Genomic DNA, 24,538 nt, shown 5'->3' with positions numbered 1-24,538 from the left:
GCTCAGGCGCGGACGAACCGCAGCGGGGTTCCCGGCACGGCCTGCGCCGCCGCCGCGAGCGCCGCCTGCGGCACGACGGCGACGACCGGGTATCCGCCGGTCGTCGGATGGTCGTTGAGGAAGACCACGGGCCGCCCGTCCGGCGGCACCTGGACCGCTCCCAGCACCATGCCCTCGCTGGGCAGTTCGCCGGTGCGGGCCCGCTCCAGCGACGGCCCCTCGGTGCGCAGGCCGATGCGGTTGCTGTGCTCGGAGACCTGGTAGCCGGCGGTGAGCAGCGTCCGCAGGGCGGCCTCGGTGAACCACGTGTGGCGGGGTCCGAGGTGGACCGGGAGCACCAGTTCGGCCGGGGCGGCGGGCCACGGCACGGTGTCGGGCGACGGGGGGCCGTCGCGGTGCGCCGGCGCGCCGAGCGGGAGCGTGTCGCCGTCGCGCAGCGGCGCGGGGCCGAGGCCCGAGAGGAGGTCGGCCGAGCGGCTGCCGAGCACCGGTCGGGGCTCCAGGCCGCCCCCGAACGCCAGGTAGCCGCGCAGGCCGCTGAGCGCCGGGCCCGCCTCCAGGACCGCGCCCGCCGGCACCCGGACCGGCAGGCCCCAGGCCGCCGGGCGGCCGTCGACCGTGACCCGGCAGACGGCCCCGCCGACGACGGCCACCACGGGCCGGGTGGCCCGGACCGCGCAGCCGGTGAGCGTGGTCTCCAGGACGGCGGCGTCCGGCCCGTTGCCCGCCAGCCGGTTGGCCAGCCGGGCGGCGGGCGCGTCCAGTGCCCCGGCCCGGCCGACCCCGAGATGCGCCCAGCCGGGGCGGCCCGCGTCCTGCACGGTGGTCAGCGCCCCGGCCCGGACGACGTGCAGGAGGGCGGGGGGCGGGGGCGTCATGCGCGCTCCCCGGCCGCCGCCGAAGAGCCGTGCGCGCCGTGCGCGCCGCCCGCGCCGCCCGCGACCGGTACGAACCGGACCTCGGCACCCGGCGTCAGCAGGGCGGCCGGCTCCCGGCCCGGGTTCCACAGGGCCGCCGGATCGACCGCCCGGCCGATGAGCCGCCAGCCGCCGGGCGACGGGCGCGGATAGACCCCGGTGTACGGCCCGGCCAGCGCCAGCGACCCGGCCGGGACCTTCGTACGCGGGGTCGTGCGCCGGGGCACGTGCAGGTGCGCGGGCAGCCCGGTGAGGTAGCCGAACCCGGGCGTGAACCCGCAGAAGGCCACCCGGAACGCCGTACCGGAGTGCAGCGCCGCCACCTCCTCGGCGCGGACTCCCCAGAGCGCGGCGACCTCGTCGAGGTCGGGTCCGTCGTACACGACGGCGATCTCCACCGCGTCGCCCGTCCCGCGCCGCAGCGGCGGCACCCGCCAGGAGGCCAGGTCGCGGGCGAGCCCGTCGCGGTCCCCGGCCTCGACGCCGTCGAGGAGGACCGTGCGGGCCCCGGGCACGATCTCGGTCACGGCGGGCAGCCGGCCGTCCTCGCGGCGGCGGAGGAGTTCGGCGTGGAACGCCTCGGCGTCCTCGCCTCCGGCCAGCTCGACCAGGAGCGCCCGGGGCCCGGCGGGCAGCACCCGTACGCCGTCCGCTTCCGGTGGCCGCCGGGCCGGAGCGGGGCCGCTCACGCGAACGCCCTCACGGTGACGCCCGCTTCCTCCAGCGCGCCCCGCACCCGGCGGGCCAGCGCCGCCGCGCCCGGTGTGTCGCCGTGGACGCAGAGCGAACGCGCCGCCACCGCGATCCGGCCGCCGTCGGCCCCGGTCACCGCACCCTCGACGGCCAGCCCGACGCTGCGGCGGACGACCTCGTCGGCGTCGTGCACGACCGCGCCCGGCTCGCCGCGCGGGACGAGCGTGCCCTGCGGGGTGTACGCGCGGTCGGCGAACGCCTCCTGGACGGCGGGCAGTCCGGCCTCGGCCGCGCGGGCGAGCAGCCGGGAGCCGGGGAGTCCGAGGACGGGCAGGCCACCGCCCGCGAGCCGGACGCCCTCGACGACGGCGGCGGCCTGGTCGTCGTCCCGGACGGCCCGGTTGTAGAGGGCGCCGTGCGGCTTGACGTACGAGACGGCGGAGCCGGCGGCCTCGGCGAACACCCGCAGGGCGCCGATCTGGTAGGCGATCTCGGCGGTCAGCTCGGCCGGCGGCACGTCCATCGAGCGGCGGCCGAATCCGGCGAGGTCGCGGTAGGAGACCTGGGCCCCGATCCGTACGCCGTTCGCCGCCGCCGCGTCGCAGACCCGCCGCATCACGGAAGGGTCGCCCGCGTGGAAGCCGCAGGCCACGTTGGCGCTGGTGACGCAGGCGAGCAGCGCCTCGTCGTCGGTCAGGGTCCAGCGTCCGAAGCCCTCGCCGAGGTCCGCGTTGAGATCGATCATCACGGGCGCGACGCTAGTGACTGTTCGGCGGGGGGACAAGGCCCGGTGGGTCCGGGGCCGGGCCCGTCAGCCGCTCGGCCCCGGCCGGACGGCCCGTAGAGTCGTCGTATGACGGACAGCCCGCACACCGGACCGCGCGAGGGCGACCCTCCGGCGGACGGCCCCGCCGGACCGCGTGCCGACGAGCGCGGGGCGGACCTGCGCGAGCGCTGGCGGGACACGCTCCTCGCCGCCCGCGCCGGGGCGGACGGCCCCGATCCGCTGCCGTACGCCGACCGCCTCCTCGCCCGGTGGGCCGAGCCGCAGCGCCGCTACCACACCACCGCCCATCTGGCGGCCGTACTGGACCGCGTCGACACGCTGGCCGCCCACGCCGCCGACGTGCACGCGGTGCGCCTCGCCGCCTGGTTCCACGACGCGGTGTACCGGCCCGACCGCTCGGAGAACGAGGAGCGCAGCGCGGCCCTCGCCGAGCGCGCGCTGGCCGAGGCGGGAGTGCCGGACGCGGTGACCGCCGAGACCGCCCGGCTGGTCCGGCTCACCGTCACGCACGAACCGGCCGAGGGCGACCGCAACGGCGAGGTGCTGTGCGACGCCGACCTCGCGGTCCTGGCGGGCAGCCCGCAGGAGTACGCGGCGTACGCGGCGCAGGTGCGCGAGGAGTACGGGTTCGTCCCTGACGACGCGTTCCGCGAGGGCCGGGCGGCGGTGCTGCGGCAACTCCTGGCGCTGCCCCGGCTCTTCCGCACCCCGCACGGGGCGGCCGAGTGGGAGCGGCCGGCCCGGCACAACCTCACGACGGAACTCGCGCTGCTGACATCGTGAGCGGCGGCGGGAGGAGGGCGGGGTGAGGAGCGGCTGAGCGGCGGCTGGAGGGACGGGTGAGGAGCGGGCTGAGCGGCGGCGGGAGACGGGGGCGGGAATGTCACGCTCGTGACCGCTGTTGGGTGCTGTCATGCCCGACTCCGCCTCACGCCGCGCCCCCATGCCCCTCGCCGTCTACATCCTCGGCCTCTCCGTCTTCGCCCTCGGCACCAGCGAGTTCATGCTGTCCGGCCTGCTGCCGCCCATCGCCGACGACATGGACGTCTCGATCCCGCAGGCCGGACTCCTCATATCCGCCTTCGCCATCGGCATGGTGGTCGGCGCGCCGCTGCTCGCGGTGGCCACGCTCCGGCTGCCGCGCCGCACCACGCTGATCGCCCTCATCTCCGTCTTCGGCCTCGGTCAGATCGCGGGCGCGCTGGCCCCGACGTATGAAGTGCTCTTCGCGTCCCGCGTGGTGAGCGCGCTCGCCTGCGCCGGTTTCTGGGCGGTCGGTGCGGCGGTCGCCATCGCGATGGCGCCGGTGGACTCGCGGGCGCGGGCGATGGCCGTGATGATCGGCGGGCTGTCGATCGCGAACGTGCTGGGCGTACCGCTGGGGGCGTTCCTGGGCGAGCACCTGGGGTGGCGCTCGGCGTTCTGGGCGGTGGGCGCGGCCTCGGCGGTGGCGCTGGTCGGCGTCCTCACCCGCATCCCGCACCTTCCGCTGCCGGAACGGAAGCCCGAGCTGCGGCGGGAACTGGCGATCTACCGGGACCGCCAGGTCTGGCTGTCCGTCGTGGTCACGGCGCTCGCCGCGGGCGGCGTGTTCTGCGCGTTCAGCTACCTGGCGCCGCTGCTGACGGACGTGGCGGGGCTGGACGCGGGCTGGGTGCCGTGGATCCTCGGCCTGTTCGGGATCGGCGCGCTGATCGGTACGACGATCGGCGGCCGGGTCGCGGATGCCCATCTCTTCGGGGTGCTGCTGTGCGGCATCGCCGCCTCGACGGTGTTCCTGACGGCCCTGGCGCTGCTCGCCTCCAGCCGGGCCGCCGTCGTCGTGCTCGCCTTCCTGCTCGGCCTCTCGGCGTTCTTCACCGCGCCGGCGCTCAACGCCCGGATGTTCAACGTGGCGGGGGCGGCCCCGACGCTGGCCGGCGCCACCACGACGGCGGCGTTCAACCTGGGGAACACCAGCGGCCCGTGGCTCGGCGGCACGGTGATCGACGCGGGCCTCGGCTTCGCGGCGACCGCGTGGGCGGGCGCGGCGATGACGGTCCTGGCGCTGGCGGCCGTCGCGGTGTCGCTGCGCCTCCAGCGCGGCGGGCCCGCGCCCTCCCGGCTGATCGCGCGGGGCGCGGCTACGGCACAGGCCGCCCCTTCGGCCGCCGGAGCCCGGCGGCCGTGAGGCGCCGCACCAGTTCCTTGGAGCCGATCTCCCGCGCCCCGGCCCGCACCGCGTCCGCGTAGCGGGCCTGCGGGATGTCGTAGTGGTCGCGTTCGAAGGCGCGCGGCGGGCAGCCGATGGCGGCGGCGAAGGCGTGCAGCTCCTCGAACGACACGTCGCTGACCAGGTGCGACCAGAGCCGGCCGTGTCCCGGCCAGGTGGGCGGGTCGATGTAGAGGGTCACCGGCCGAGGACCTGGCCGAGCGCGCCCACCGGCGCGACGGCTACGGCCGCCTTGGCGCACACCCAGCGCGGGTCCGGCCCCAGCTCGGGTTCGACGTCCAGCGCGTGCGGCTCGTCGCCGCCGCACGCGGGGCACAGCGGCCAGCGCCCGTACCGCTCCAGCAGGGCGTCCTGCACGTCCTGGGCGATCAGCCCGGTGACGAACTCCGCTCCCTCGGGCCACTGCTCCACCCACCAGCGCCGGTGCGTCACCGCGTCCTCGACGAGCGAGACGATGTCGGCCTGGGCCACGTCGCCCGCGACGAGATCGGCCATGACCAGCGCGCGGGCGGTGTGCAGTGACCGCTCCAGGGTGTTCGGCTCCATTGCCCCATTGTGCGCCCGCGCGCCCGGCCGCCGGAAAAAAGGGCGGGGGGCGGACCGGAGGGGAGGGGTTGACGGACCTCCGGGTTGAAAATAGGTTTCAGATGTGACCCATGACGTGAAGGAAAGTTTCAGCGACGCATCGCCGCCCGCCCCCGCGGCCCTCGCGGCCAAGGTCCGGACGCTCGCTCCCTCCATGACCCGCTCCATGCAACTGGTCGCCGAAGCCGTCGCGGGCGACCCGGCGGGATGCGCCGCCCTCACCGTCACAGGTCTCGCCGAGCTGACCGGCACCAGCGAGGCGACCGTCGTCCGCACCGCGCGGCTCCTCGGCTACCCGGGCTACCGCGACCTGCGGCTCGCGCTCGCCGGGCTCGCCGCGCACCAGGAGTCCGGGCGGGCCCCCGCCGTCACCGCCGACATCGCGGTGGACGACCCGATCGCCGACGTGGTCGCCAAGCTCGCGCACGACGAGCGGCAGACGCTCGCGGACACCGCGGCCGGGCTGGACACCGTCCAGCTGGGCGGCGCGGTCGCCGCCGCGTCGACCGCCCGCCGCATCGACATCTACGGCGTCGGGGCCTCCTCGCTCGTCGGCCAGGACCTGGCGCAGAAGCTCCTGCGGATCGGCCTCATCGCCCACGCCCACACGGATCCGCACCTCGCGGTGACCAACGCCGTGCAGTTGCGCGCCGGTGACGTGGCGATCGCCATCACGCACTCCGGCTCCACCGGCGACGTCATCGAACCGCTCCGGGTGGCGTTCGACCGCGGGGCGACGACCGTCGCGATCACCGGACGGCCCGACGGGCCCGTATCGCAGTACGCGGACCACGTCCTCACCACCTCCACCGCCCGCGAGAGCGAGCTGCGCCCCGCCGCCATGTCGAGCCGGACGAGCCAACTCCTCGTCGTGGACTGCCTGTTCATAGGCATCGCCCAGCGCACGTACGAGACGGCCGCCCCCGCCCTCGCCGCCTCCTACGAGGCCCTGGCCCACCGCCACAGCTCACGGCCCCGCTGACCGGCCGCCCGTGCGGTCCCCACGGCACACGATCGAGACGAAAGCAGAGCCGCTCCCATGCCCTCCACCACCGACGCGAACGCCGACGCCTCCTCCGGGAGCTACGGCGAACTCCGCGCCCAGCTCGCCTCCCTCACCACCGAGGCGTTCCGCCCCGAGCTGGCCGAGATCGACCGGCTGCCCACACCGGAGATCGCGCGGATCATGAACGGCGAGGACGCCACCGTGCCCGCCGCCGTCGCCGAACGCCTGCCGGAGATCGCCGCCGCGATCGACGCCGCCGCCGAGCGGATGGCCCGCGGCGGCCGGCTGGTCTACGCGGGCGCGGGCACCGCCGGCCGCCTCGGCGTGCTGGACGCCAGCGAGTGCCCGCCCACGTTCAACACCGACCCGGCCGAGGTCGTCGGCCTCATCGCGGGCGGCCCCTCCGCGATGGTGCGGGCGGTCGAGGGCGCCGAGGACAGCAAGGACCTGGCCGCCGCCGACCTCGACGCGCTGGAGCTGACGGCCGACGACACGGTGGTCGGGATCTCCGCCTCGGGCCGCACGCCGTACGCGATCGGCGCGGTCGAGCACGCCCGCGCGCGGGGCGCCCTGACCATCGGCCTCTCCTGCAACGCCGGCTCGGCGCTCGCCGCCGCCGCCGAACACGGCCTGGAGGTCGTCGTCGGACCCGAGCTGCTCACCGGCTCGACCCGGCTCAAGGCCGGCACGGCGCAGAAGCTCGTCCTCAACATGATCTCGACGATCACCATGATCCGGCTCGGCAAGACCTACGGGAACCTCATGGTCGACGTCCGCGCCTCCAACGAGAAGCTCCGGGCCCGCTCCCGGCACATCGTCGCGCTGGCCACCGGCGCGTCCGAGGCCGAGATCGAGGCCGCGCTCGCCGCCACCGACGGCGAGGTCAAGAACGCGATCCTGGTGATCCTCGGCCCGGTCGACGGCCCCACCGCCGCCGTCCGCCTCGCCGAGGCGGACGGCCACCTCCGCGCCGCCCTCGCGGCCGTGCGCACCACCTGATCATCCGTACACGTCACCCGCCCCGGTACGCACCACCTGACCCGCAGGCACCACCCGCCCTGTACGCACCACCCGACCCGTACGCATCGCCCGACCCGTACGCACCGCCCGACCCCACCCCGGGAGCACCACACCCCCCGCACAGCAAGGCACCGAGCACCATGGCCACAGAAGACAAGAACCGCGCCACCGCCGCCGCGATCCTGCCGCTCGTCGGCGGCCCCGCGAACGTCGGCTCCATCGCCCACTGCATGACCCGGCTCCGCCTCGGTCTGCACGACCGGACCCTCGTCGACGACGAGGCGCTGAAGGCCCTGCCCGCCGTCCTGGGCGTCGTCGAGGACGACACGTACCAGATCGTGCTCGGACCGGGCGCGGTCGCCCGGGTCACCCCGGAGTTCGAGCATCTGGTCGAGGAGGGCCGGGCCGCCGCGCCGCCGGCCGCCCCCGCGCCCGGTGCGGCGTCCGACGGCGCTCCGGCCTCGGCCGAGGAGCTGGCGGCCGAGGGCGCGGCGATCAGGGCGCGGCGGAAGGCGAGGAACGCCACCCCGTTCAAGCTCCTGCTGCGCAGGATCGCCGACATCTTCGTACCGCTGATCCCGGCCCTGATCGGCTGCGGCATCATCGCCGGACTGAACGGGCTGCTGGTGAACCTGGGGTGGCTGCCCGCCGTGACGCCCGCCCTGGCGGCGATGGCGTCCGGGTTCATGGCGCTGATCGCGGTCTTCGTGGGGTACAACACGGCGAAGGAGTTCGGCGGCACCCCGATCCTCGGCGGTGCGGTCGCGGCGATCATCGTCTTCCCGGGCGTCGCGGACGTCGACGCCTTCGGCCAGACCCTCTCGCCCGGCCGGGGCGGCGTGCTCGGCGCGCTGGGGGCCGCGGTCCTCGCGGTGTACGTGGAGAAGTGGTGCCGCCGGTGGGTGCCGGAGGCGCTGGACGTCCTGGTCACCCCGACCCTGACCGTGCTGATCGCGGGCCTGGTGACCCTCTTCGGCCTGATGTACGCGGCCGGCGAGGTCTCCTCCGCGATCGGCACGTTCGCCGACTGGCTGCTGTCCAACGGCGGCGCGGGCGCGGGCTTCGTGCTCGGCGGGCTGTTCCTGCCCCTCGTCATGCTCGGCCTGCACCAGGCGCTGATCCCGATCCACACCACGCTGATCGAACAGCAGGGCTACACGGTCCTCCTGCCGATCCTCGCCATGGCGGGCGCGGGCCAGGTCGGCGCCGCGGCGGCCGTCTACGTCCGGCTCCCGCGCAACGGGTCGATCCGGCGCACCATCAGATCCGCGCTCCCCGCCGGCCTGCTGGGCGTCGGCGAACCCCTGATCTACGGCGTCTCGCTCCCGCTGGGCCGCCCGTTCGTCACGGCCTGCGTCGGCGGCGCGTTCGGCGCCGGGTTCGTCGGTCTGTTCAACCAGCTCGGCGACACCGTCGGCTCGACCGCCATCGGCCCGTCCGGCTGGGCCCTGTTCCCGCTCCTGGACGGCAACCGCGGCCTGGGCGCGACGGTCGCGATCTACGGAGGCGGCCTGCTCGTCGGGTACGTCGCCGGCTTCCTCGCCACGTACTTCTTCGGGTTCGGCAAGGACCTGCTGGCCGAGTTCAACGTGTCCCGGGAAGCGGACCGGCCGACGGTCGCCGCCACCGGCGGGCGGCCGTCGCCGGAGGCTGCTGGACCGGGCGGCGACGACGGCCCCAACGCCGGGCCGGACCCCTCGGCGAAAGCGCCCGCGGGCGTCTGACCGACCCGGCGCGACGAGCGGGCGGCGGGGCCGCGGCGGAGGCGCAGCCGCCTCCGCGGGCCCGTCCCGGCAGTGATTCCGCCCACGGCATGAAATCCGGCCCGCCGGTCATACTGGCCCAGAACACGTGACGCGACGGCACCGGAGGGCGGGGACATGACGAACGACAAGTGGTCCGCTGCGCTGCACCGGCTCTGGCAGACAGCCACCCGGGCGGAGGACGTCGGCGCGCTGGCGGACGACGTCTACGCCCCGCTGCTGGCCACCGAAGGGGTCCACCGGGTCGTCGGCACACGCTGGGACGAGAACCGCGTCCTGCGCTACATGCGCGCCCTGAGCGCCGGGGGCGACGCCCCGGTGATCGTCGCGACCGCCCGGCCGGTGCCGGCGGCGGTCGTCCGCGAGCCGACCGGCGAACCCGTCGTGACGCGGTGCGCCGTGGCCGACCTCGACGACGCCGCGTGGCCGGAGGCGGAGTTCCTGCGGCGGTCGCCCGGCGCGTCCGTCGTGGCCTGCACGTTCCGCCTGGACCAGGGCGGCTGGGCGTCGCTGAGCCTCGCCGTCGACGCTACGGCCGACGCCCACTCCGTCGCGGACCGCCTCGGGCAGACCGTCGACGTCATCGTGGCCTGCCACACCGGCATCCTGGAGCGTGGCCGCGAGGCGCGCCGCCGGGCGGACGACGCGCTGCTCGCGGAGGCTTCCCTCCAGATGGACTCCTCCCTGGACGTGGAGGAGACGCTGCTGCGCGTCGCGCGGATCGCCGTCCCGGCCGTCGCCGACGGCTGCCTCGTCCATCTGCTGCGGGCGGACGGCCCGGAGTGCGTCGCCGCCACACACGTGGCGGTCCAGCAGCAGCGGGCGCTGGAGGAGGCCGGGCGCAGCGACCCCTGGCTGGCCGCCCTCCTCGCCGGGCGGGGCGAAGGGGCGGAGGCGGACGCGCTGATACTGAGCGGCGCCGAACTGGACGACTCCCCGTTCGCCGCCCCCGGACGCCACCCGGTCGTCACCGTCAACACTCTGCGGGCCCGGGGCCGGGTCGTCGGCAGCATCACCTTCGTCTACCAGCGGCCCGAGGTCAGGCTGCCGGACAGCGCCTTCCTCAGCAGCCTCGCCAACCGGGCCGCCCTCGCCATCGACAACGCCCTGCTCTACGAGCTGCGCCGCAACGCCGTCCTCTCGCTCCAGGAGCACCTGCTGCCCTCGCAGTTGCCGGTCTCCGAGCAGTGGGACATGTCCGCCAGCTACGAGGTCGGCGACCCCATGCTCGACGTGGGAGGCGACTTCTACGACGCGGTGCCGCAGCCCGACGGCAGCATTGCGCTGCTGATCGGCGACGTCTGCGGGCGCGGGGCCGAGGCCGCCGCCCTCACCGGCCTCGCCCGGCACACCCTGCGCACGCTGCTGGAGCAGGGCACCGACGCGGGAACGGCGCTGAGCCGGCTCAACCGGGCGCTGCGCCAGGAGAAGGCGAGCCGCTTCCTCACCGCCGTCGTCACGACCCTCACGCCCCAGCCCGACGGGACCGTGCTGGCCCGCACGTGCAGCGCCGGCCATCCGCCGCCCCTGGTGCTGCGGCGCGACGGGCGGGTCTCCTCCATCACCTCCGGCGGACTCCTCCTCGGCGTCCTGGACGAGGTCGCCTACGCGGTCCAGGAGGACCGGCTCGGCGCGGGGGACACCCTGGTGCTGTTCACCGACGGGCTGACGGAGTCCCGGGAGGAGGGCGGAACGTTCTTCGAGAGCGTCCTGCCCGACCGGCTCGCCGCGCTGCACGGCGCGGACGCCGCCGTGATCGCCGACGGCCTGGCCCACCAGGCGAAGGAGTTCCGCGCCAGCGGCCAGGACGACATAGCTCTGCTGGTGGCCCGGTGGAACGGCGTCACCTCGCCGGCCGCCGGCCTGCTCTCCCGTGGTCTCCTCTTCGAACAGGCGGCGGCACGATGACCGATGGACTGATCCTCGTGGTCGAGGACTCCGAGGAGGACACCGAAGCCATCCAGCGGGCGCTGGCGCGCTCCCACCCGTCCCTGGAGGTGGAGTTCGCCCCGCGCAGCGAGGACGTGCTGCCCCGCCTCCTGGACCGGGGCGCCCGCCCGCCGGACCTGGTCCTCCTCGATCTCAACATGCCGGGCCTGAACGGTCTGGCCCTCCTGTCGAAGCTGCGCGGGCTGCCGGAGTGCGCGTCGGTGACCGTCGTGGTCTTCACCTCGTCGACCGCCTCCGCCGAGGTCGACGCCTGCTACGCGGCGGGCGCGGACAGCTACATATACAAGCCGGTCAACTTCGAGCTGTTCCGGACGGTGCTCCAGGGCGCGGTCGACTTCTGGATGGCGCAGAAGCCCGCCGGGACGCCGCGCCGGACACCCGAGCCGCAGAGCTGAGCCCCGGGCGGTCACCACGACCGCCGGGCCGGGGCCCGTACCGCTCAGGCACCGTCTTCCAGCGCCGTCGCCGACGACGGCGACGGCCTCGGCCCCGACGGACGCGGCCCCGGCCCGTCCAGGGTGAACCACACCGCCGTGCCCGGTCCGCCGCCCGCCCCGTCGCCGGGTGCGGCGGCCGGGCTCTCCAGCCAGAGCCGGCCGCCGTGCCGCTCGACGATCCGCTTGACCACGGCGAGGCCCACGCCCGAACCGCCGCCGCGCTCGTCGCGCCGGTGCAGCCGCCGGAACAGCTGGAGGACGTCCTCGTGCTGCTCGGGCGGGATGCCGATGCCGTTGTCCCGTACGACGACCGCCGTCCGCGCCGGGCCCTGCTCGCCGGGTGGGGACGACCTCCGCCGCCGCCACGACGACCCGCCGCTCCCCCGGCCCGTCCGCCGCGTACTTGGCCGCGTTGACGAGCAGGTTCTCCAGCACCTCGCGCAGCCGTTCGCGGTCCGCCGGGAGCGTGGGCAGGGCGGCCGGGCGCACCAGGGTGACGTTCTGTTCGGCCAGCCGGCCCCCGGCGACGACCAGCGCGTCGTCCAGTACGTCGTCGAGCGCGAGGGGTCGCCGGTCGAGGCCCACCTGGCCGAGCCGGGAGAAGTGCAGGAGCGAGTCGAGCAGCCCGTCCATCCGCTCCGCCAGCCGCCGGACCGTGGTCAGCCGGCGCAGCGACGTCTCGTCCAGCGCGCCGCCCGCGTCCTCGACGATGAACGCCGCCGCGTTGGAGATGCCCCGCAGCGGCTCCTTCAGGTCGTGGGCCGCCGCGTGCGCGAAGGAGTCCAGGTCCTCGTTGGTCCGCGCCAGTTCGGCGTTGCGGGCCTCCAGCGCCACCACCTGACGGCTCAGCAGCCCCGACAGCTCGCGCCACAGCTCACCCGCGACGGCCCGCTGCGCCGTGCTCCACGGCTTGCTCCGGCCCCGTACGGTCGCCCGGTAGACGGCCGCCGAGCCGCGCGGGGTCAGCCGTTCGCCGCCCGGTCCCGTGTGCACCGGGCGGGCCGGGTCGGCGGCCCAGTCCCGGGGCGCGGGCAGTTCGCGCCGCCACCAGGCCAGCAGATCGCCCTGCCGGTTGAACGGGATCAGGAGCAGACCCGCGGGCAGTCCGCGCACCGCCTCGTCGGCGAACTCCAGCCCCAGCTCCTCCGGCACCCGGTCGCTGCTCCACACCTCGCCCACCGGGCCGCGATCCCCCAGCCGTTCCAGCAGGGCCCGCAGGTCCGCGGGCATCGGCGCGCCCGCCGTCAGCGTCTCGGAGCCGCGTACGAGGACGGCCCCGTCGGCGTCGAGCAGTTCGGCCACGCCCGCGTCGGCGTCCATCAGGGCGTCCGGCGCCTCGGAGGACAGCCGGGCCAGCAGGGTGGCGAGCGCCCGGCGGCCCGCGGACAGCTCGTCGGCCGCCTCGCGCTCGGCGACGGCCGCCAGTTGCAGGGACAGCGCGATCCCGAAGAACTCGCAGGCCGCCCGGACCTCGGGGCTCAGCCGCCTCGGCTCGTCGCCGTGGCAGGCGATCAGGCCCCACAGCCCGCCCTCCTGGAGGAGCGAGACGGACATGGAGGAGGCCACGCCGATGTTGCGCAGGTACTCCAGGTGGTAGCCGGAGACCGTCCGCAGGACGGAGCCGGACAGGTCCAGCGGTTCGCCCGTGGCCTCCCGCCGCTCGGGCAGCAGCCCCACCGTGCGGTCGGCCACGTCGCCGATGACCCGGATCCAGTTGCGGGCGTAGAGCCTGCGGGCCTGCGGCGGGATGTCGCTGGCGGGGAACCAGAGGCCGAGCCACGGCTCGCGGCCCTCGGCGCGCGCCTCCCCGATCACCTGGCCGGGGCCGTCGGGCCCGTCGAAGCGGTAGGCCACCACCCGGTCGTAGCCGGTGAGGGCCTGGATCTCGACGACGGCGGCGGCACAGCACTCGGTGACGTCGGCCGCGCCCTGGAGGCGCTGGAGCGCGCGGCGGACCCGGGGGTAGAAGTTCTGGAAGACGAACGGGCCCTGTCCGGTGCGGGGTTCGAACTCCAGCACCAGCAGGTCGCCGACCCGGTGGACCGTCACGTCGAACGCCTGCGAGCGGCCCTCGCCCGCCGGGGAGCCGTCGCCCGTCAGGGAGAGGTGCAGCACCCCGGAGGCGGGGCCGTTCGCCGCGCTCTCCGCGACCGCCTCGGTGCTCTCGCGGGCGAGCGCCCACTGGTCGGCCCCGATCAGTTCGGTGACCGGCCGCCCCACCAGGTCCTCGGCCGGCCGTCCGAGCACGTCGCGGGCGTTCCGGCTGACGGTGTCCACGACGGAGTCGTGCAGCCGGGCGGCGATCAGGGCCCCGTACGACTGGACGCCGCCGAGCAGGTGGATCGGCTCCCGCACGCACTGGGACAGGTCGAACTCCTCGCTGACGGAGGCTTCGGCCGCCACCGCCCGCGGCGACAGCCATTCCCGTACGTCCTCGGACACCGGCGTCCCTCCGTCCCGCGGTCGCCCGCCTCGTCGGGGCCTTCCTACCACCCGGGAAGGCGGCTACCGCGTGTCGCCCCCGACGTGGCGCAGGACCGCGCGCGGCATGGTCCGGGTGATCTCGTCGCCGAGGCGTTCGAACTCGCGGCGCAGGAACGGGTCGGCGAGCCGGGCGAGCCCCTTGAAGCGGATGTGGGCGTGGTACGTGATCCGGGTGGCGTCGCCCTCGGCCCGGAACGTGAGGTCGTCGGTGGACGTCGCCGTCCTGTTGGCGCCGACGAAGACCAGCCGGTCGGGCTCCTCGACCTTCAGCCGGTAGGTCAGTTCGGTGCGCCGCCCCCGGAACTCGGACACGTTGTGCCAGGTCGCGCCGACGGTGACCGGTGCCGAGGCCGGGGCGTCGGTGCGGGCGCACTCCCGGGTGCCGGGGTCCCACTCGGTCGCCCGGGAGAAGTCGCGGAGGTACGCGACGACCCGGTCCAGCGGGCACGCGACCGTGAACGAGCGCCTGACGTCAACCATGAGTACTCCCCATCCGCACCGAGAAGCGCCCCTACGGGCACATAACGCGACGAACCACACCTGCCCACAGCGGCGTCGACCACACCCGGGCGGAGAAGCAGAACAAAGGCATCCGGCGTGTGTGAAGAAAAAATAAGCGGGAACGCGGATTTCCGGAGGTTGATAACCATGGTTCCCCTGCTTCTCGTCCTTCTTCTCGCCCTGGTCCTCTTCGGCGCGGGATTCGCGCTGAAGGCTCTCTGGTGGATCGCCGTGATCGTGCTGGTGCTGTGGCTCGTGGGCTTCTTCGTCCGCCCCGCCGGAACCGGCGGCCGACGCGGCCGGTGGTACCGCTGGTAGACGGCCCGCGTGTAGGTCCACGACCCCCGGGCACACGACACCCCGACGGCGGGCGGCCCGGGTGAGGACAAGGCGGTCCGCCGCCGACAGAAAAAGATCAAAAAAAGATCAGAAAAAGACAGAGAAACACCGCACACGACAGCATCGACATCAATCCGCATCAGTAGTACATCACCACATCAGCGGAACACCACCAACAGAACATCGCCAACACACAACAGCGCGAGAACACAGCGAACGGGCCGTCGTGAAAGGAGCCACCATGAGCGACTCCCTGTGGGGCTATCAGCCGTCGAGCGGTCACGCGGCGGGCACCGATCTGACCGGCTACGCGGTCGAGGCGACCGACGGCGGCATCGGAAAGGTCGCCAAGCACTCCGACGAGGCCGGCTCGGCCTACCTGCTCGTCGACACCGGCGTCTGGATCTTCGGAAAGGACGTCCTGCTGCCCGCGGGCACGGTCTCCCACATCGACACGGAGAACCACAAGGTGTCGGTGGACCTCACCAAGGAACAGGTCAAGGACTCTCCGGAGTTCGACCGGCACCAGCAGGCGGGCGACCCGGCGTACCACGAGCAACTGTCCGCGTACTACCTGGCCTTCCGCGTCATGTGATCCGCGGACGCCCCCGAGCGGCGGCGGGCCCGGCCCTGAGGAAGGGCCGGCCCCGTCGCCTCACGCGTGCGCCCGGCCCTCGGACCACCGGCCCTCAGACCACCAGGTCCGACCAGAACGGCACCCCGCGCACCGGCTCACCGCCCGCCGCACCGGCGTCCCAGCCGACGAACTCCCGCTCCACGTAGTCCGCCAGGTCCCGCCCGTAGTGGATGACGTCCGCCCCGTACACCGAGAGCACCGGGCTCCCGTGGACGCCGTGCCCGGACGGCAGGTAGCGGTGCGAGTAGAGCGGGACCAGGCGCGGTACGGAGGCGAGCCGGTCCCGCGCCTCCTCGACGGCGCGCCCCGGCTCCGCCGGGCGCTCCCCCCAGCGGTCCCCCGGCCACCAGCCCTCCTCCACCGAGAACAGCAGCCCCTCCACCGGCCACGCCAGCCGCTCCCGGATCGCGGCCGGATCACCATCGCGCCAGTCGACCCACGGGTTCCGCGCCGAGGCGCTCCCGTCCGCCGACGGCACCCGGTCCACCGGGAGTCCGGCCGCCAGGAAGGCCCGGTGGTCCTCGGCGAACGCGATGCCGTACTCCGCCTCGATCCGGTCGAACTCCGCGCCGCTCAGCCCCGGCTCCAGCACACACACGCCGAGTTCCGCCAGACGGCGCGCGGCCCGCGCTCCCGCCTGCTGTCCCGCTCCACCGGTCATCCGGGCAGCCTACGGGCTGTCCCGTGACACACGCCCCGGACGCCTCCACCGGGGGAGGCGGCTTCGGCGGGGCGGCGCGCCCTTCACCGGGGGAGCTGGCCCTCCCGGTTGATCTCGGTGACCCGGGCCCGCAGCACCACGCCCGGCGTGGCCGCCCGCAGCGCCTCGGGCGGGCACTCCCACTCCGGGCCGCCGCCGGGCGGACGCAGCCGCACCAGCGGCCCGGACCGTCCCACCACCCGGCCGACCCGCCCGTCCCGGCCGTCCACCGCGAACGACCCCGGCTCGGGCGTACCCGGCTCGACTCCCTCACCTGTCATGACCGCTCTCCTTCTCCGCCAGGGCCCCGCACAGCCGCAGCGCGGTGTCGAGGTTGCAGCGGCCCAGGTCCACCAGGGGCGCCGGTTCGTTCCCCGCGCACGACACGGGATCGACCCGCAGCGAGGGCAGCTTCACACCGACCCCGGCCAGCCCTTCCCTGAGCCGTGCCACCACGTCCTCCGCCGTCCGCACCCTGTCCGCCGCCGCCCTGCGCCGCTCCGTCGCATCCATGCTGCACACCTTCCGCTCCGAGTGAGGGCAATGCCTACCCAGCGTGTCCAACGCGCAGCTCGCCCGTAAGAGGCGCGGTTCGGCAACCGCGCGATGACCAGGAGGAGTTACCTTTCCCGGTCCGAAAGAACTCGGTCCCACTTCGTCACGGAGAGCACTTTTGGGTGCAGAGTTACGCCATCGGGAGAACAGGGGGAGGAAGAGAGGGAAGAGGGCCGTGCGCCTCTCGACCGTGCGCGGCGCGACCCCGGAGCCGTCGTCGAGCGCCGCCGGGAGATGACGGGACCGCCCTCACGGGACAGCCCTTAGGCTGTAGCCGATCGTCGCGGCACTGTCCTGCACACTGTTCCCCACCACCCCGTGCCGCCGCCCCCGCCGACGAGGAGCGCCCGCCTTGCCCGAGCAGTCCCCCGTGTCCCGGCCCACCCTGGAAGCCGTCGCGGCCCGTGCCGGGGTGTCCCGGGCGACCGCGTCGCGGGTCGTCAACGGGGGCGAGGGCGTGCGCAAGCCACTGGTGGACAAGGTGCTCCAGGCGGTCGAGGAGCTGGGCTACGTCCCGAACCACGCCGCCAGGACCCTGGTCACCCGGCGCACCGGAGCGGTGGCCGTCGTCATCGCGGAGCCGGAGATACGCATCTTCTCCGACCCGTTCTTCTCCCAGCAGATCCGGGGCATCAGCAAGGAGCTGACCGCGCACGACACCCAGCTCGTCCTGCTGCTGGTGGAGGGCCCCGGCGACTTCGACCGGATCGCGCGGTACCTGTCGGGCGGACACGTGGACGGGGCGCTCGCCTTCTCGCTGCACACCCACGACCCGCTGCCCACGATCACCCGGCAGGCCGGCATCCCGGCCGTCTACGGCGGCCGGCCCAGCTGGACGGCCGCCCCCGGGGACCAGGCCGTGCCGTACGTGGACGCCGACAACCGGGGCGGGGCGCGGTTGGCCGTGCGGTATCTGCGGGACCTCGGCCGGGAGCGGATCGCGCACATCTGCGGGCCGCCCGACCAGACGTCCGCGGTGGACCGGTTCGACGGCTACCGGGACGTGCTGCTGGACGTGGACCCGACGCTGATCGCCGACGGCTCGTTCACCGTGGAGAGCGGGGCGCGGGCGATGGCCGAGCTGCTGGAGCGGCGGCCCGACCTGGACGCCGTCTTCGCCGCCAACGATCTGATGGCCTCGGGCGCGCTGCGGGTGCTGCGGGAGCGCGGGATCGCCGTGCCCGACCGGGTCGCGCTGGTCGGCTTCGACGACATGGACTCGGTGGCCGAGGAGACGGACCCGCCGCTGACCACGGTCAACCAGGACATCGAGGGCCAGGGCCGGCTGATGGCCCGGCTGCTGCTGCGCGGGCTGGACCGGGACCGTACGGGGGCCGAGGCCCCGCAGTCGGTCATCACCCCGACCACGCTGGTGCGACGGGCCTCCGCCTGAGGAACCGAAGCCCCGCCGCACCACCCACGACCGCACGGACCGCCCACCGTACGGACGACTCACCGCACAGACCGCGCACCGCACGGGCCGCCCACCGTACGGACGACTCACCGCACAGACCGCGCACCGCACGGGCCGCCCACCGTACGGACGGCTCACCGTACGAACCACGCGCCGCACGGACCGCCCGCCGTACGCACGACTCTCCGCACGGACCACTACTCGCCGTACGGGATCCTCAGCACCGCCGCGTCGGTGCCGGTCTGCACCTGGGAGGCGCCGTTGCCGAGCGCGTTCCAGATCTCCAGGCGGACCGTGCCGTTCCGCAGGTCGCCCAGGCTTCCGGCGGCCTCCCGGACGCCCACCGCCTGCGTGTACTCCTCCCACCCGGCGACCGGGTCGGTCGCGAAGTAGCGGAAGGTCTCGGTGCGGTCGAAGGAGCCGTCGCCGGTCAGGTCGTAGCCGACCCTGACCTGCGGCGCGAGCCCGACCGTCCGGCCCGCGTCCACCCGGAGGCGGAACGCCGTGGCCGCCCCCGGCGCGACCTTCCCGTCGACCTTCCTGATCTCGTAGACGGTCGGCCGGTACGGCGTGCCGTCCCGGTTGACGCCGTCGGCCGAGGCCAGCGTGTCGGTGCCCGCCGGGCCGTTCGTGGCCGTGGTGAGGACGCCGCCGGACGCGAGGCGGAAGGTGTTGCCGGTGGACGGACCCGGCTCCCCCGGATCGGGTCCGCCGCCCGCCCCGGTGCCGGTGGCCGTCGAACGGGCCGGAACGCTCAGCGTTTTACCGTCAGAGAAGGTCACCGTGCGGGCGGTCGAACCGTAGTTGTGGGCGGCGTACGTGCGGGTGCCGTTCTTCGCGAAGACGGCCGAGGTCGGCAGGTCGCCGCTGACCGTCGTGTCGGGCGCACCGAGCGAGTCCAGCGTGGCGAGCCAGTGGTAGGTGTGCGCCCGGGACTCGCCCTGCTCCGGGGTGTAGCCCGTGTTGCCCGCGTCCCACTTGGCCTTCGCCGCCGCCGGGTCGGCCAGCGACTCGAACTCCCACAGCAGGTCGCGCCACTCCTGCGCCGGTCCGCCGTTCTCGCGCTCCATCTCGGCGATGTTCCGCCTGATGGCCGCCTTCTCGCGGGCCAGGTGCAGTGAACCGCCGGTCACCGGGAGGACGTTGATGCCGTGGATCTCCTCCGGGTTCGCGGTCCACCAGGTGGAGTACGCGCCGCCGCTGCCCCAGACCATGCCGACCGTGTCGTGGCCGAAGGAGGCCGGGAAGACCTGCTGGTCCGCGTCGAACCAGTACTGCGTGATGGCCTCGGACTCCGTGGTCAGCAGATAGCTGCCGAGGTCGCGCAGCGAGGTGTCGCCGGTGGCCGAGCCCCATAGGACCAGGGCGGCGCTCAGGTTGACGGACTCCGACGAGGACTCCTGGTTGTTGCCCGCCGCGAAGCCCTGGTGGCCGGAGGCCCAGCTGTGGCCCGCGTACACGTCGAAGCCGCGCAGGAACGGGTAGGCCGCGTCGGTGCGGCTGGGGTTGGCCGTGTCGCGGACCAGGTGCCCGACCATCGCGCCCCAGGCGGAGTCCGCCGCCCAGGCCGGGTCGTACTGGGCGATGACCGCCGCCGCGTAGACGTAGTAGCCGTAGTGGAAGTGGTGGTCGTTGAGTTCGGTGTCGCTGCCGTACGAGGCCGGGTGGCCGGTGAGGGTCTTCCAGTCCTTGTCGTAGCTGAACCCGGACGCGCCGCCCGCCGTGAACCACTCCTGGAGCCGGCCCTTCATCAGGCCGAGGAGCTTGTCGCGCGTGGCGGTCCGGCCGATCTGATCGGCGACGGGCACCAGTTGGGCCAGGCGGCCGAGCGCCTTGCCGGTCCAGTAGGTGTCGCTCGCCCCGGAGAACGGGTCGGCGGCCCCGGCGACCTCGTCGAGATAGCCGGTCAGCCGCGCCCGGTCCACGCCTCCGGAGGCCGGGAGCGCGGGCAGGACGCCGTTGTTTTTCTGGCTGGTGGTGAAGGAGGCGGACTCGCGCACCTTCATGGTGCCGCGCGGCGAGACGTACGTGTACGGGGTCAGCGGGTCGGTGGTGTTGCGCCACTGGTGGCGGTAGAGGGCCTGGAGCGTTCCGCGCTCGGAGCCCTCCTTTGCCTCCGTGGTCAGGGTGTAGACGGCCCGTACGGTTCCGCCGGTCGTCTGCCACGCCACCCGGGAGCCGGTGACGAAGCTGAAGGCGTACTTCCGGTAGGTCGCGAGCGCGTCCGTGGAGGGCAGCACGGCGAGCGAGAAGTAGTCCTTGGAGCCGAGCCCGGCGGTGATCGTGGAGCCGGAGACGTTCCAGTCGCCGCCGGTCGGGGCGAAGAGGGCGTAGTGGTGGCCGGCGACGGTGATGCCGAGGACGTTGCCGTCGTCCGCGAAGACGGTGGGCGCGGACGCGGTCGTGACGCGGGCGTCGCCGCCGGAGCCCTTGGCGTACACGAACGGCATGCCGTGGCCGATGGTGGCCCGGAAGGTGCGGGAGCCGTCCGCCCAGTACGGGGTGACCGTCCAGTCGGACCAGGCGTCGGCCTTGGTGTCCGGTGAGTCGAGGCCGCTGAGACCGACGGTGAGGTCGGCCCGGTGGGCGTACTCGTACTGCCGGCCGTCGCCGGTGATCACGGGCGCGGTCGGGTAGCCGACCTCCAGGCCGGACGCCTTCGCCCGGTAGGTGAGCGGGTGGCCGTACATGGGGGTGGAGTACGGGTTGTCGCCGTAGCGCTGGTAGGCGAGCGAGGACCACCAGTCGTTGGTCGGGACCGGCTTGTCCCGGGCGGCGGCGGTGAGCTTGGGGGTGACCGGCGCGCCGGTGTCGGTGGTGGGGCCGGAGGCGCCGGCGGGCCGGGTGTCGGTGTAACTGCCGGACCCGGCGGGGATGGTGGCGGCGGCTGCGGGAGCGGCGGCGGGGCCCAGGCCCGCGGCGGCCACGGCGATGGCCAGGAGTGCCGCCGCGGCGGGTCGGGAGAGGGAGGCTCGCAAGAGGGAGGTTCGCACGGGCAGCACCTCGATCATGGGGGGCGTAGAGCGCGTCGAGAGCGCTCTCACGTGCCAAGGAACGTAAAACTCCTGAAACGTGAGTGTCAAGGGAGCGCGCACGGAGGGCAGTTGGGCTTCACCGAAGGAGTTGTGCGTTCGAGTCTTGACGGGGAAGAGGTAGTGCGGGACGCTCCGGACGCGGGTTTTTGAGAGCGCTCTCATCCCGCGCGCCCGGTTCCCGAAACCAAGGGAGGCTTCCCATGCCCATCGCCCGAGCCGCCAGGCGAGCCACCGTCCGCCTCGGCGCGGTCGCCGTCGCGGGGGCGCTCCTCGCCGCCTGTGGAACCGGCTCCTCGTCCGACTCCTCCGGCTCCTCCGACGGCGCCGGCGGCGAGGTCACGCTGACCGTCGACCTCTTCGGCTCGTTCGGCTACCAGGAGGCCGGGCTGTACGAGGAGTACGAGAAGCTCAACCCCGGGGTGACGATCAAGCAGAGCGACACCGAGGACGAGGCCGACTACTGGAAGTCGCTCCAGACCAGGCTGGCGGGCGGCGGCGGGCTGGCGGACGTGCAGGGCGTGGAGGTGGGCCGGATCGCCTCGGTCACACAGCAGCAGTCCGACAAGTTCCAGGACCTGAAGGAGTTCGGAGCCGACCGGCTCAAGGGCGAGTTCGCCGAGGCCAAGTGGTCGGCGGCGACGACCGAGGACGGCAGGATCCTCGGCCTCGGCACGGACGTCGGGCCCGAGGCGATGTGCTACCGCACGGACCTCTTCGAGCGGGCCGGGCTGCCCACCGACCGCGAGGAGCTGGCCCGGAAGTGGTCCACCTGGGACGGCTACCTGGAGCTGGGCAGGCAGTACAAGGAGAAGGCCCCCGCCGGAAGCGCCTGGCTGGACAGCGTCGCCGGCCTCTACGGGATCATGATCGGGCAGGAGGAGGAGCGGTACTACGACGCCTCCGGCGAGCTGATCTACGAGAAGAACCCGGCGGTCCGGGCAGCCTGGGACGCCTCCGTGGAGGCGGCCGAGGCCGGGCTCAGCGCCAAGCTCGACCAGTGGTCGCCGCAGTGGAACCAGGCGTTCTCCGCCGGTTCGTTCGCCACCATCCCGTGCCCCGCCTGGATGCTCGGTTACGTCAAGGGCCAGGCGGGCGACGCGGGCAAGGGCAAGTGGGACATCGCCGAGCTGCCCGGCGGAGCCGGCAACTGGGGCGGCTCGTACCTCGCGATCCCGCGTGCGGCGCAGCACAAGAAGGAGGCGTACGACCTGATCCGGTGGCTCACCGCCCCGGAGCAGCAGGCCGCGCTCTTCCAGAAGCAGGGCAACTTCCCGTCCTCGACGGGGGCCATCGAGAAGGTGGCCGACGCCAGGGACCCGTACTTCTCGAACGCCCCGATCGGCCGGATCTTCGGCGACGCGGCGAAGGAGTCCCCCGTGCAGGTGCTGGGCGTGCACGACCAGAACGTCATGGTGCAGCTGACGAACGCGCTGAGCGAGGTCGAGCGCAAGGGAACCTCGTCGCGGAAGGCGTGGGAGACGGCGAAGAAAGGCGTGGCGAACGTGATCGGCTGACGTACCCGCCCGTACCCGCCCGTACCCGCCCGCTCCCCGAGCCCGAAGGACAGCAGCGTGCCCCTCACCGCCACCGCGAAGGCCGCGCCCCGCGCGTCCGGAGCCGGTCCCGACGACGGCCGGACGGCCGCCCTCCGGCGCGCCTGGCGCACGGCGTCCCCGTACGCCTACATCGCCCCGTTCTTCACCCTGTTCCTCGCCTTCGGCCTCTTCCCGCTCCTCTACACGGCGTTCGTCTCGCTCTACCGGGTCGAGCTCCAGACGAGCGGCGAGATGGAGTGGCGGGGCCTCGCCAACTACACGGCGATCCTCGGCGACGCGTACTTCTGGACGTCGCTGCGCAACACGTTCACCATCGGCGTGCTGTCCACCGTCCCGCAGCTCGCGATGGCACTGGGCCTGGCGCACCTGCTCAACTACAAGCTGCGCGGGCGCACGTTCATCCGGACGGCGATCCTGCTGCCGTACGCCACCTCCGTCGCCGCCGCCACGCTCGTCTTCGCCCAGCTCTTCGGACGCGACTTCGGGCTGATCAACTACGTGCTGGGGCTGGTCGGTCTCGGTCCGGTGGACTGGCAGACCGGCACGGTCGCCTCGCAGATCGCCGTCTCCACCATCGTCGTCTGGCGCTGGACCGGCTACAACGCGCTCATCTACCTGGCGGGCATGCAGTCCATCCCGAGCGAGCTGTACGAGGCGGCGGAGATGGACGGGGCCTCGCGCCTGCGGCAGTTCACGCACGTCACGCTGCCGGGCCTGCGCCCCACGATCGTCTTCACCGTCATCGTGTCGACGATCGGCGCGACCCAGCTCTTCGGCGAACCGCTGCTCTTCGAGGGGTCGGTCTCCGGCGGTATCTCGCACCAGTACCAGACGCTCGGCCTGTACCTGTACGAACAGGGCTGGGGCTTCTTCCACCTGGGCCGGGCCGCCGCCATCGCCTGGGTGATGTTCGTCCTGATCGTGGTGCTCGTCGGGGCCAACGCCCTGATCGCGCGCCGCCGCGCACGCAAGGAGGCCGGCCGATGACCGCGCTCGCCGCACCGCCGACCGCGCCCGGAGCCGGTCCGGCCCGTCGGGAACCGCCCGGCGGGCGCGGCCCGCGCCGCGTCCGGCGCGGGGCGGGGCGCACGATGCACGGCGGCCTGCTCTCCTACCTGGTCCTGGGCCTCGCGCTGCTGGTCTCGGCGTTCCCGTTCTACTGGACGATCGTCGCGGCCAGCCGGTCCAACGCGGACCTGGCGAAGGTGCCGCCGACACTGCTGCCCGGTCCGAACCTGATCAGGAACTTCGAGGCGGTGCTCGAAGAGGCCGAGATCGGCAGGGCGCTGCTCAACTCGTTCATCGTGTCCGGATCCATCACGTTGGGCACGGTGCTGTGCTGCACGCTGGCCGGGTTCGCGTTCGCCAAGCTGAGGTTCCGGGGCCGGGGCGCGCTGCTGACGCTGACCGTCGGCACGATGATGATCCCGCCGCAGCTCGGCGTGATCCCGCTGTTCATGCTGATCGCCGAACTCCAGTGGGTGAACCAGCTCCAGGCGGTGATCCTGCCCGGACTGGTCTCCGCGTTCGGCGTGTTCTTCATGCGCCAGTACCTGGTGCAGTCGCTGCCCGACGAACTGATCGAGGCCGCCCGCGTGGACGGCGCGTCCACCGCCCGCGTCTTCTGGTCGATCGTGATCCCGATCGCCCGGCCCGGCATGGCGGTCCTCGGCATGCTCACCTTCATGACGGCGTGGAACGACTTCTTCTGGCCGGTCATCGCGCTCTCCTCGCAGGAGCCGACCGTGCAGGTCGCGCTGCGCCAGCTCGGCGGCGGATACGTCCACGACCAGTCGGTGATCATGGCCGGAACGCTGCTCGGCACGCTCCCGGTGCTGCTGGTCTTCGGCCTGCTGGGCCGACAGATCGTCGGCGGCATCATGCAGGGCGCCGTCAAGGGCTGACCCGCTCACCCGTCCGCTCGCCCACCCACTTCCTGGAGTGACA

24 protein-coding genes and 1 pseudogene are annotated in these 24,538 nt (G+C 73.9%); 13 read left to right on the top strand and 12 right to left on the bottom strand.

Going from position 1 to position 24,538, the window contains the following annotated elements; translation table 11 throughout:
* Nucleotides 1-2: 2 nt before the first annotated feature.
* The 3 genes from EES43_RS16295 to EES43_RS16285 are packed head-to-tail and all read right to left on the bottom strand — an operon-like array spanning nt 3 to nt 2,355.
* Nucleotides 3-878, bottom strand: a complete 876-nt coding sequence (locus EES43_RS16295) for a 5-oxoprolinase subunit C family protein (RefSeq protein WP_124269392.1) — start codon at nt 876-878, stop codon at nt 3-5.
* Nucleotides 875-1,606: a 5-oxoprolinase subunit B family protein gene (locus EES43_RS16290; RefSeq protein ID WP_124269391.1), complete on the bottom strand. Its 732-nt coding sequence runs from the start codon at nt 1,604-1,606 to the stop codon at nt 875-877. Before EES43_RS16290 ends, EES43_RS16295 begins: the two co-directional genes overlap by 4 nt.
* On the bottom strand, nt 1,603-2,355 hold the full coding sequence (locus EES43_RS16285) for a LamB/YcsF family protein (RefSeq protein WP_206430190.1): 753 nt from the start codon (nt 2,353-2,355) through the stop codon (nt 1,603-1,605). Before EES43_RS16285 ends, EES43_RS16290 begins: the two co-directional genes overlap by 4 nt.
* Before the next feature lie 108 nt (nt 2,356-2,463).
* Here EES43_RS16285 and EES43_RS16280 point away from each other — a divergent pair, with 108 nt between their 5' ends.
* Both EES43_RS16280 and EES43_RS16275 read left to right on the top strand, forming a co-directional pair.
* Nucleotides 2,464-3,180 (top strand): HD domain-containing protein, encoded by a 717-nt coding sequence (locus tag EES43_RS16280; RefSeq protein WP_124269390.1) that lies wholly within the window; start codon nt 2,464-2,466, stop codon nt 3,178-3,180.
* A 160-nt stretch (nt 3,181-3,340) separates the two neighbouring features.
* Nucleotides 3,341-4,567, top strand: coding sequence for a Cmx/CmrA family chloramphenicol efflux MFS transporter (locus tag EES43_RS16275; RefSeq protein ID WP_164493341.1), 1,227 nt, complete (start codon nt 3,341-3,343; stop codon nt 4,565-4,567).
* Here EES43_RS16275 and EES43_RS16270 read toward each other — a convergent pair.
* Together EES43_RS16270 and EES43_RS16265 are read right to left on the bottom strand one after the other, a co-directional pair.
* The gene (locus EES43_RS16270; RefSeq protein ID WP_124269388.1) at nt 4,521-4,790 is read right to left on the bottom strand and encodes a DUF4031 domain-containing protein; all 270 of its coding nucleotides are present in this window, start codon (nt 4,788-4,790) and stop codon (nt 4,521-4,523) included. The genes EES43_RS16275 and EES43_RS16270 overlap by 47 nt on opposite strands.
* Nucleotides 4,787-5,155: a hypothetical protein gene (locus EES43_RS16265; protein WP_124269387.1), complete on the bottom strand. Its 369-nt coding sequence runs from the start codon at nt 5,153-5,155 to the stop codon at nt 4,787-4,789. Before EES43_RS16265 ends, EES43_RS16270 begins: the two co-directional genes overlap by 4 nt.
* Before the next feature lie 103 nt (nt 5,156-5,258).
* Between EES43_RS16265 and EES43_RS16260 the strand changes: the two genes are divergently transcribed.
* The 5 genes from EES43_RS16260 (at nt 5,259) to EES43_RS16240 (ending at nt 11,328) form a co-directional block, all read left to right on the top strand.
* Nucleotides 5,259-6,176, top strand: coding sequence for a MurR/RpiR family transcriptional regulator (locus EES43_RS16260; protein ID WP_124269386.1), 918 nt, complete (start codon nt 5,259-5,261; stop codon nt 6,174-6,176).
* Nucleotides 6,177-6,233: 57 nt separating this feature from the next.
* The gene (gene murQ / locus EES43_RS16255) at nt 6,234-7,199 is read left to right on the top strand and encodes an N-acetylmuramic acid 6-phosphate etherase (RefSeq protein WP_124269385.1); all 966 of its coding nucleotides are present in this window, start codon (nt 6,234-6,236) and stop codon (nt 7,197-7,199) included.
* Between the two features lie 161 nt (nt 7,200-7,360).
* Entirely contained in the window at nt 7,361-8,944 is a 1,584-nt protein-coding gene (locus EES43_RS16250) for a PTS transporter subunit EIIC (protein WP_124269384.1), read from the top strand.
* Nucleotides 8,945-9,100: 156 nt separating this feature from the next.
* Nucleotides 9,101-10,891, top strand: a complete 1,791-nt coding sequence (locus tag EES43_RS16245; RefSeq protein ID WP_124269383.1) for a PP2C family protein-serine/threonine phosphatase — start codon at nt 9,101-9,103, stop codon at nt 10,889-10,891.
* Nucleotides 10,888-11,328 (top strand): response regulator, encoded by a 441-nt coding sequence (locus tag EES43_RS16240; RefSeq protein WP_124269382.1) that lies wholly within the window; start codon nt 10,888-10,890, stop codon nt 11,326-11,328. Before EES43_RS16245 ends, EES43_RS16240 begins: the two co-directional genes overlap by 4 nt.
* Nucleotides 11,329-11,372: 44 nt before the next feature.
* On the opposite strand, the gene EES43_RS31385 is transcribed toward EES43_RS16240, so the two are convergent.
* The 3 genes and pseudogenes from EES43_RS31385 to EES43_RS16230 form a co-directional block, all read right to left on the bottom strand.
* Nucleotides 11,373-11,654, bottom strand: a complete 282-nt coding sequence (locus tag EES43_RS31385) for an ATP-binding protein (protein WP_241192657.1) — start codon at nt 11,652-11,654, stop codon at nt 11,373-11,375.
* Between the two features lie 364 nt (nt 11,655-12,018).
* A pseudogene (locus tag EES43_RS16235) lies at nt 12,019-13,725 on the bottom strand (GAF domain-containing protein); the annotation flags it as partial.
* Nucleotides 13,726-13,875: 150 nt separating this feature from the next.
* Nucleotides 13,876-14,334, bottom strand: a complete 459-nt coding sequence (locus tag EES43_RS16230; RefSeq protein WP_124269381.1) for an SRPBCC family protein — start codon at nt 14,332-14,334, stop codon at nt 13,876-13,878.
* Nucleotides 14,335-14,502: 168 nt separating this feature from the next.
* On the opposite strand from EES43_RS16230, the gene EES43_RS16225 reads away from it, so the two are divergent.
* Both EES43_RS16225 and EES43_RS16220 read left to right on the top strand, forming a co-directional pair.
* Complete coding sequence (locus tag EES43_RS16225) at nt 14,503-14,673, top strand: DUF5670 family protein (RefSeq protein ID WP_124269380.1); 171 nt, start codon at nt 14,503-14,505, stop codon at nt 14,671-14,673.
* 262 nt (nt 14,674-14,935) lie between these two features.
* Complete coding sequence (locus tag EES43_RS16220; protein ID WP_124269379.1) at nt 14,936-15,289, top strand: PRC-barrel domain-containing protein; 354 nt, start codon at nt 14,936-14,938, stop codon at nt 15,287-15,289.
* Nucleotides 15,290-15,383: 94 nt separating this feature from the next.
* Here the strand turns inward: EES43_RS16220 and EES43_RS16215 are convergent, their stop codons facing one another.
* From EES43_RS16215 to EES43_RS16205, 3 genes are all read right to left on the bottom strand, one after another.
* Nucleotides 15,384-15,992: a hypothetical protein gene (locus tag EES43_RS16215; protein ID WP_124269378.1), complete on the bottom strand. Its 609-nt coding sequence runs from the start codon at nt 15,990-15,992 to the stop codon at nt 15,384-15,386.
* A gap of 83 nt (nt 15,993-16,075) precedes the next feature.
* The gene (locus tag EES43_RS16210) at nt 16,076-16,312 is read right to left on the bottom strand and encodes a hypothetical protein (RefSeq protein ID WP_124269377.1); all 237 of its coding nucleotides are present in this window, start codon (nt 16,310-16,312) and stop codon (nt 16,076-16,078) included.
* The gene (locus tag EES43_RS16205) at nt 16,302-16,544 is read right to left on the bottom strand and encodes a hypothetical protein (protein WP_124269376.1); all 243 of its coding nucleotides are present in this window, start codon (nt 16,542-16,544) and stop codon (nt 16,302-16,304) included. Before EES43_RS16205 ends, EES43_RS16210 begins: the two co-directional genes overlap by 11 nt.
* Nucleotides 16,545-16,938: 394 nt before the next feature.
* Between EES43_RS16205 and EES43_RS16200 the strand changes: the two genes are divergently transcribed.
* A complete protein-coding gene (locus EES43_RS16200; RefSeq protein ID WP_124269375.1) occupies nt 16,939-17,979 on the top strand; it encodes a LacI family DNA-binding transcriptional regulator in 1,041 nt (346 codons plus the stop codon).
* 218 nt (nt 17,980-18,197) lie between these two features.
* Here EES43_RS16200 and EES43_RS16195 read toward each other — a convergent pair whose 3' ends face one another.
* Nucleotides 18,198-21,011, bottom strand: coding sequence for a glycosyl hydrolase (locus tag EES43_RS16195; protein WP_206430064.1), 2,814 nt, complete (start codon nt 21,009-21,011; stop codon nt 18,198-18,200).
* A 224-nt stretch (nt 21,012-21,235) separates the two neighbouring features.
* Between EES43_RS16195 and EES43_RS16190 the strand changes: the two genes are divergently transcribed.
* Genes EES43_RS16190 through EES43_RS16180 form a run of 3 tightly spaced genes read left to right on the top strand, consistent with a single transcriptional unit; the run spans nt 21,236 to nt 24,495 of the window.
* Nucleotides 21,236-22,549: an ABC transporter substrate-binding protein gene (locus EES43_RS16190; RefSeq protein ID WP_124269374.1), complete on the top strand. Its 1,314-nt coding sequence runs from the start codon at nt 21,236-21,238 to the stop codon at nt 22,547-22,549.
* A gap of 57 nt (nt 22,550-22,606) precedes the next feature.
* Complete coding sequence (locus EES43_RS16185) at nt 22,607-23,578, top strand: carbohydrate ABC transporter permease (RefSeq protein WP_124269373.1); 972 nt, start codon at nt 22,607-22,609, stop codon at nt 23,576-23,578.
* Nucleotides 23,575-24,495 (top strand): carbohydrate ABC transporter permease, encoded by a 921-nt coding sequence (locus EES43_RS16180; protein WP_124269372.1) that lies wholly within the window; start codon nt 23,575-23,577, stop codon nt 24,493-24,495. The genes EES43_RS16185 and EES43_RS16180 overlap by 4 nt, the downstream gene beginning before the upstream one ends.
* The last annotated feature ends 43 nt before the right edge of the window (nt 24,496-24,538 follow it).

The sequence above is a fragment of the Streptomyces sp. ADI96-02 genome (genome assembly GCF_003846185.1).
GTDB lineage: Bacteria > Actinomycetota > Actinomycetes > Streptomycetales > Streptomycetaceae > Streptomyces.
Note: the sequence above shows the minus strand (reverse complement) of the source record. Positions and strands in the feature narration are given on the sequence as shown.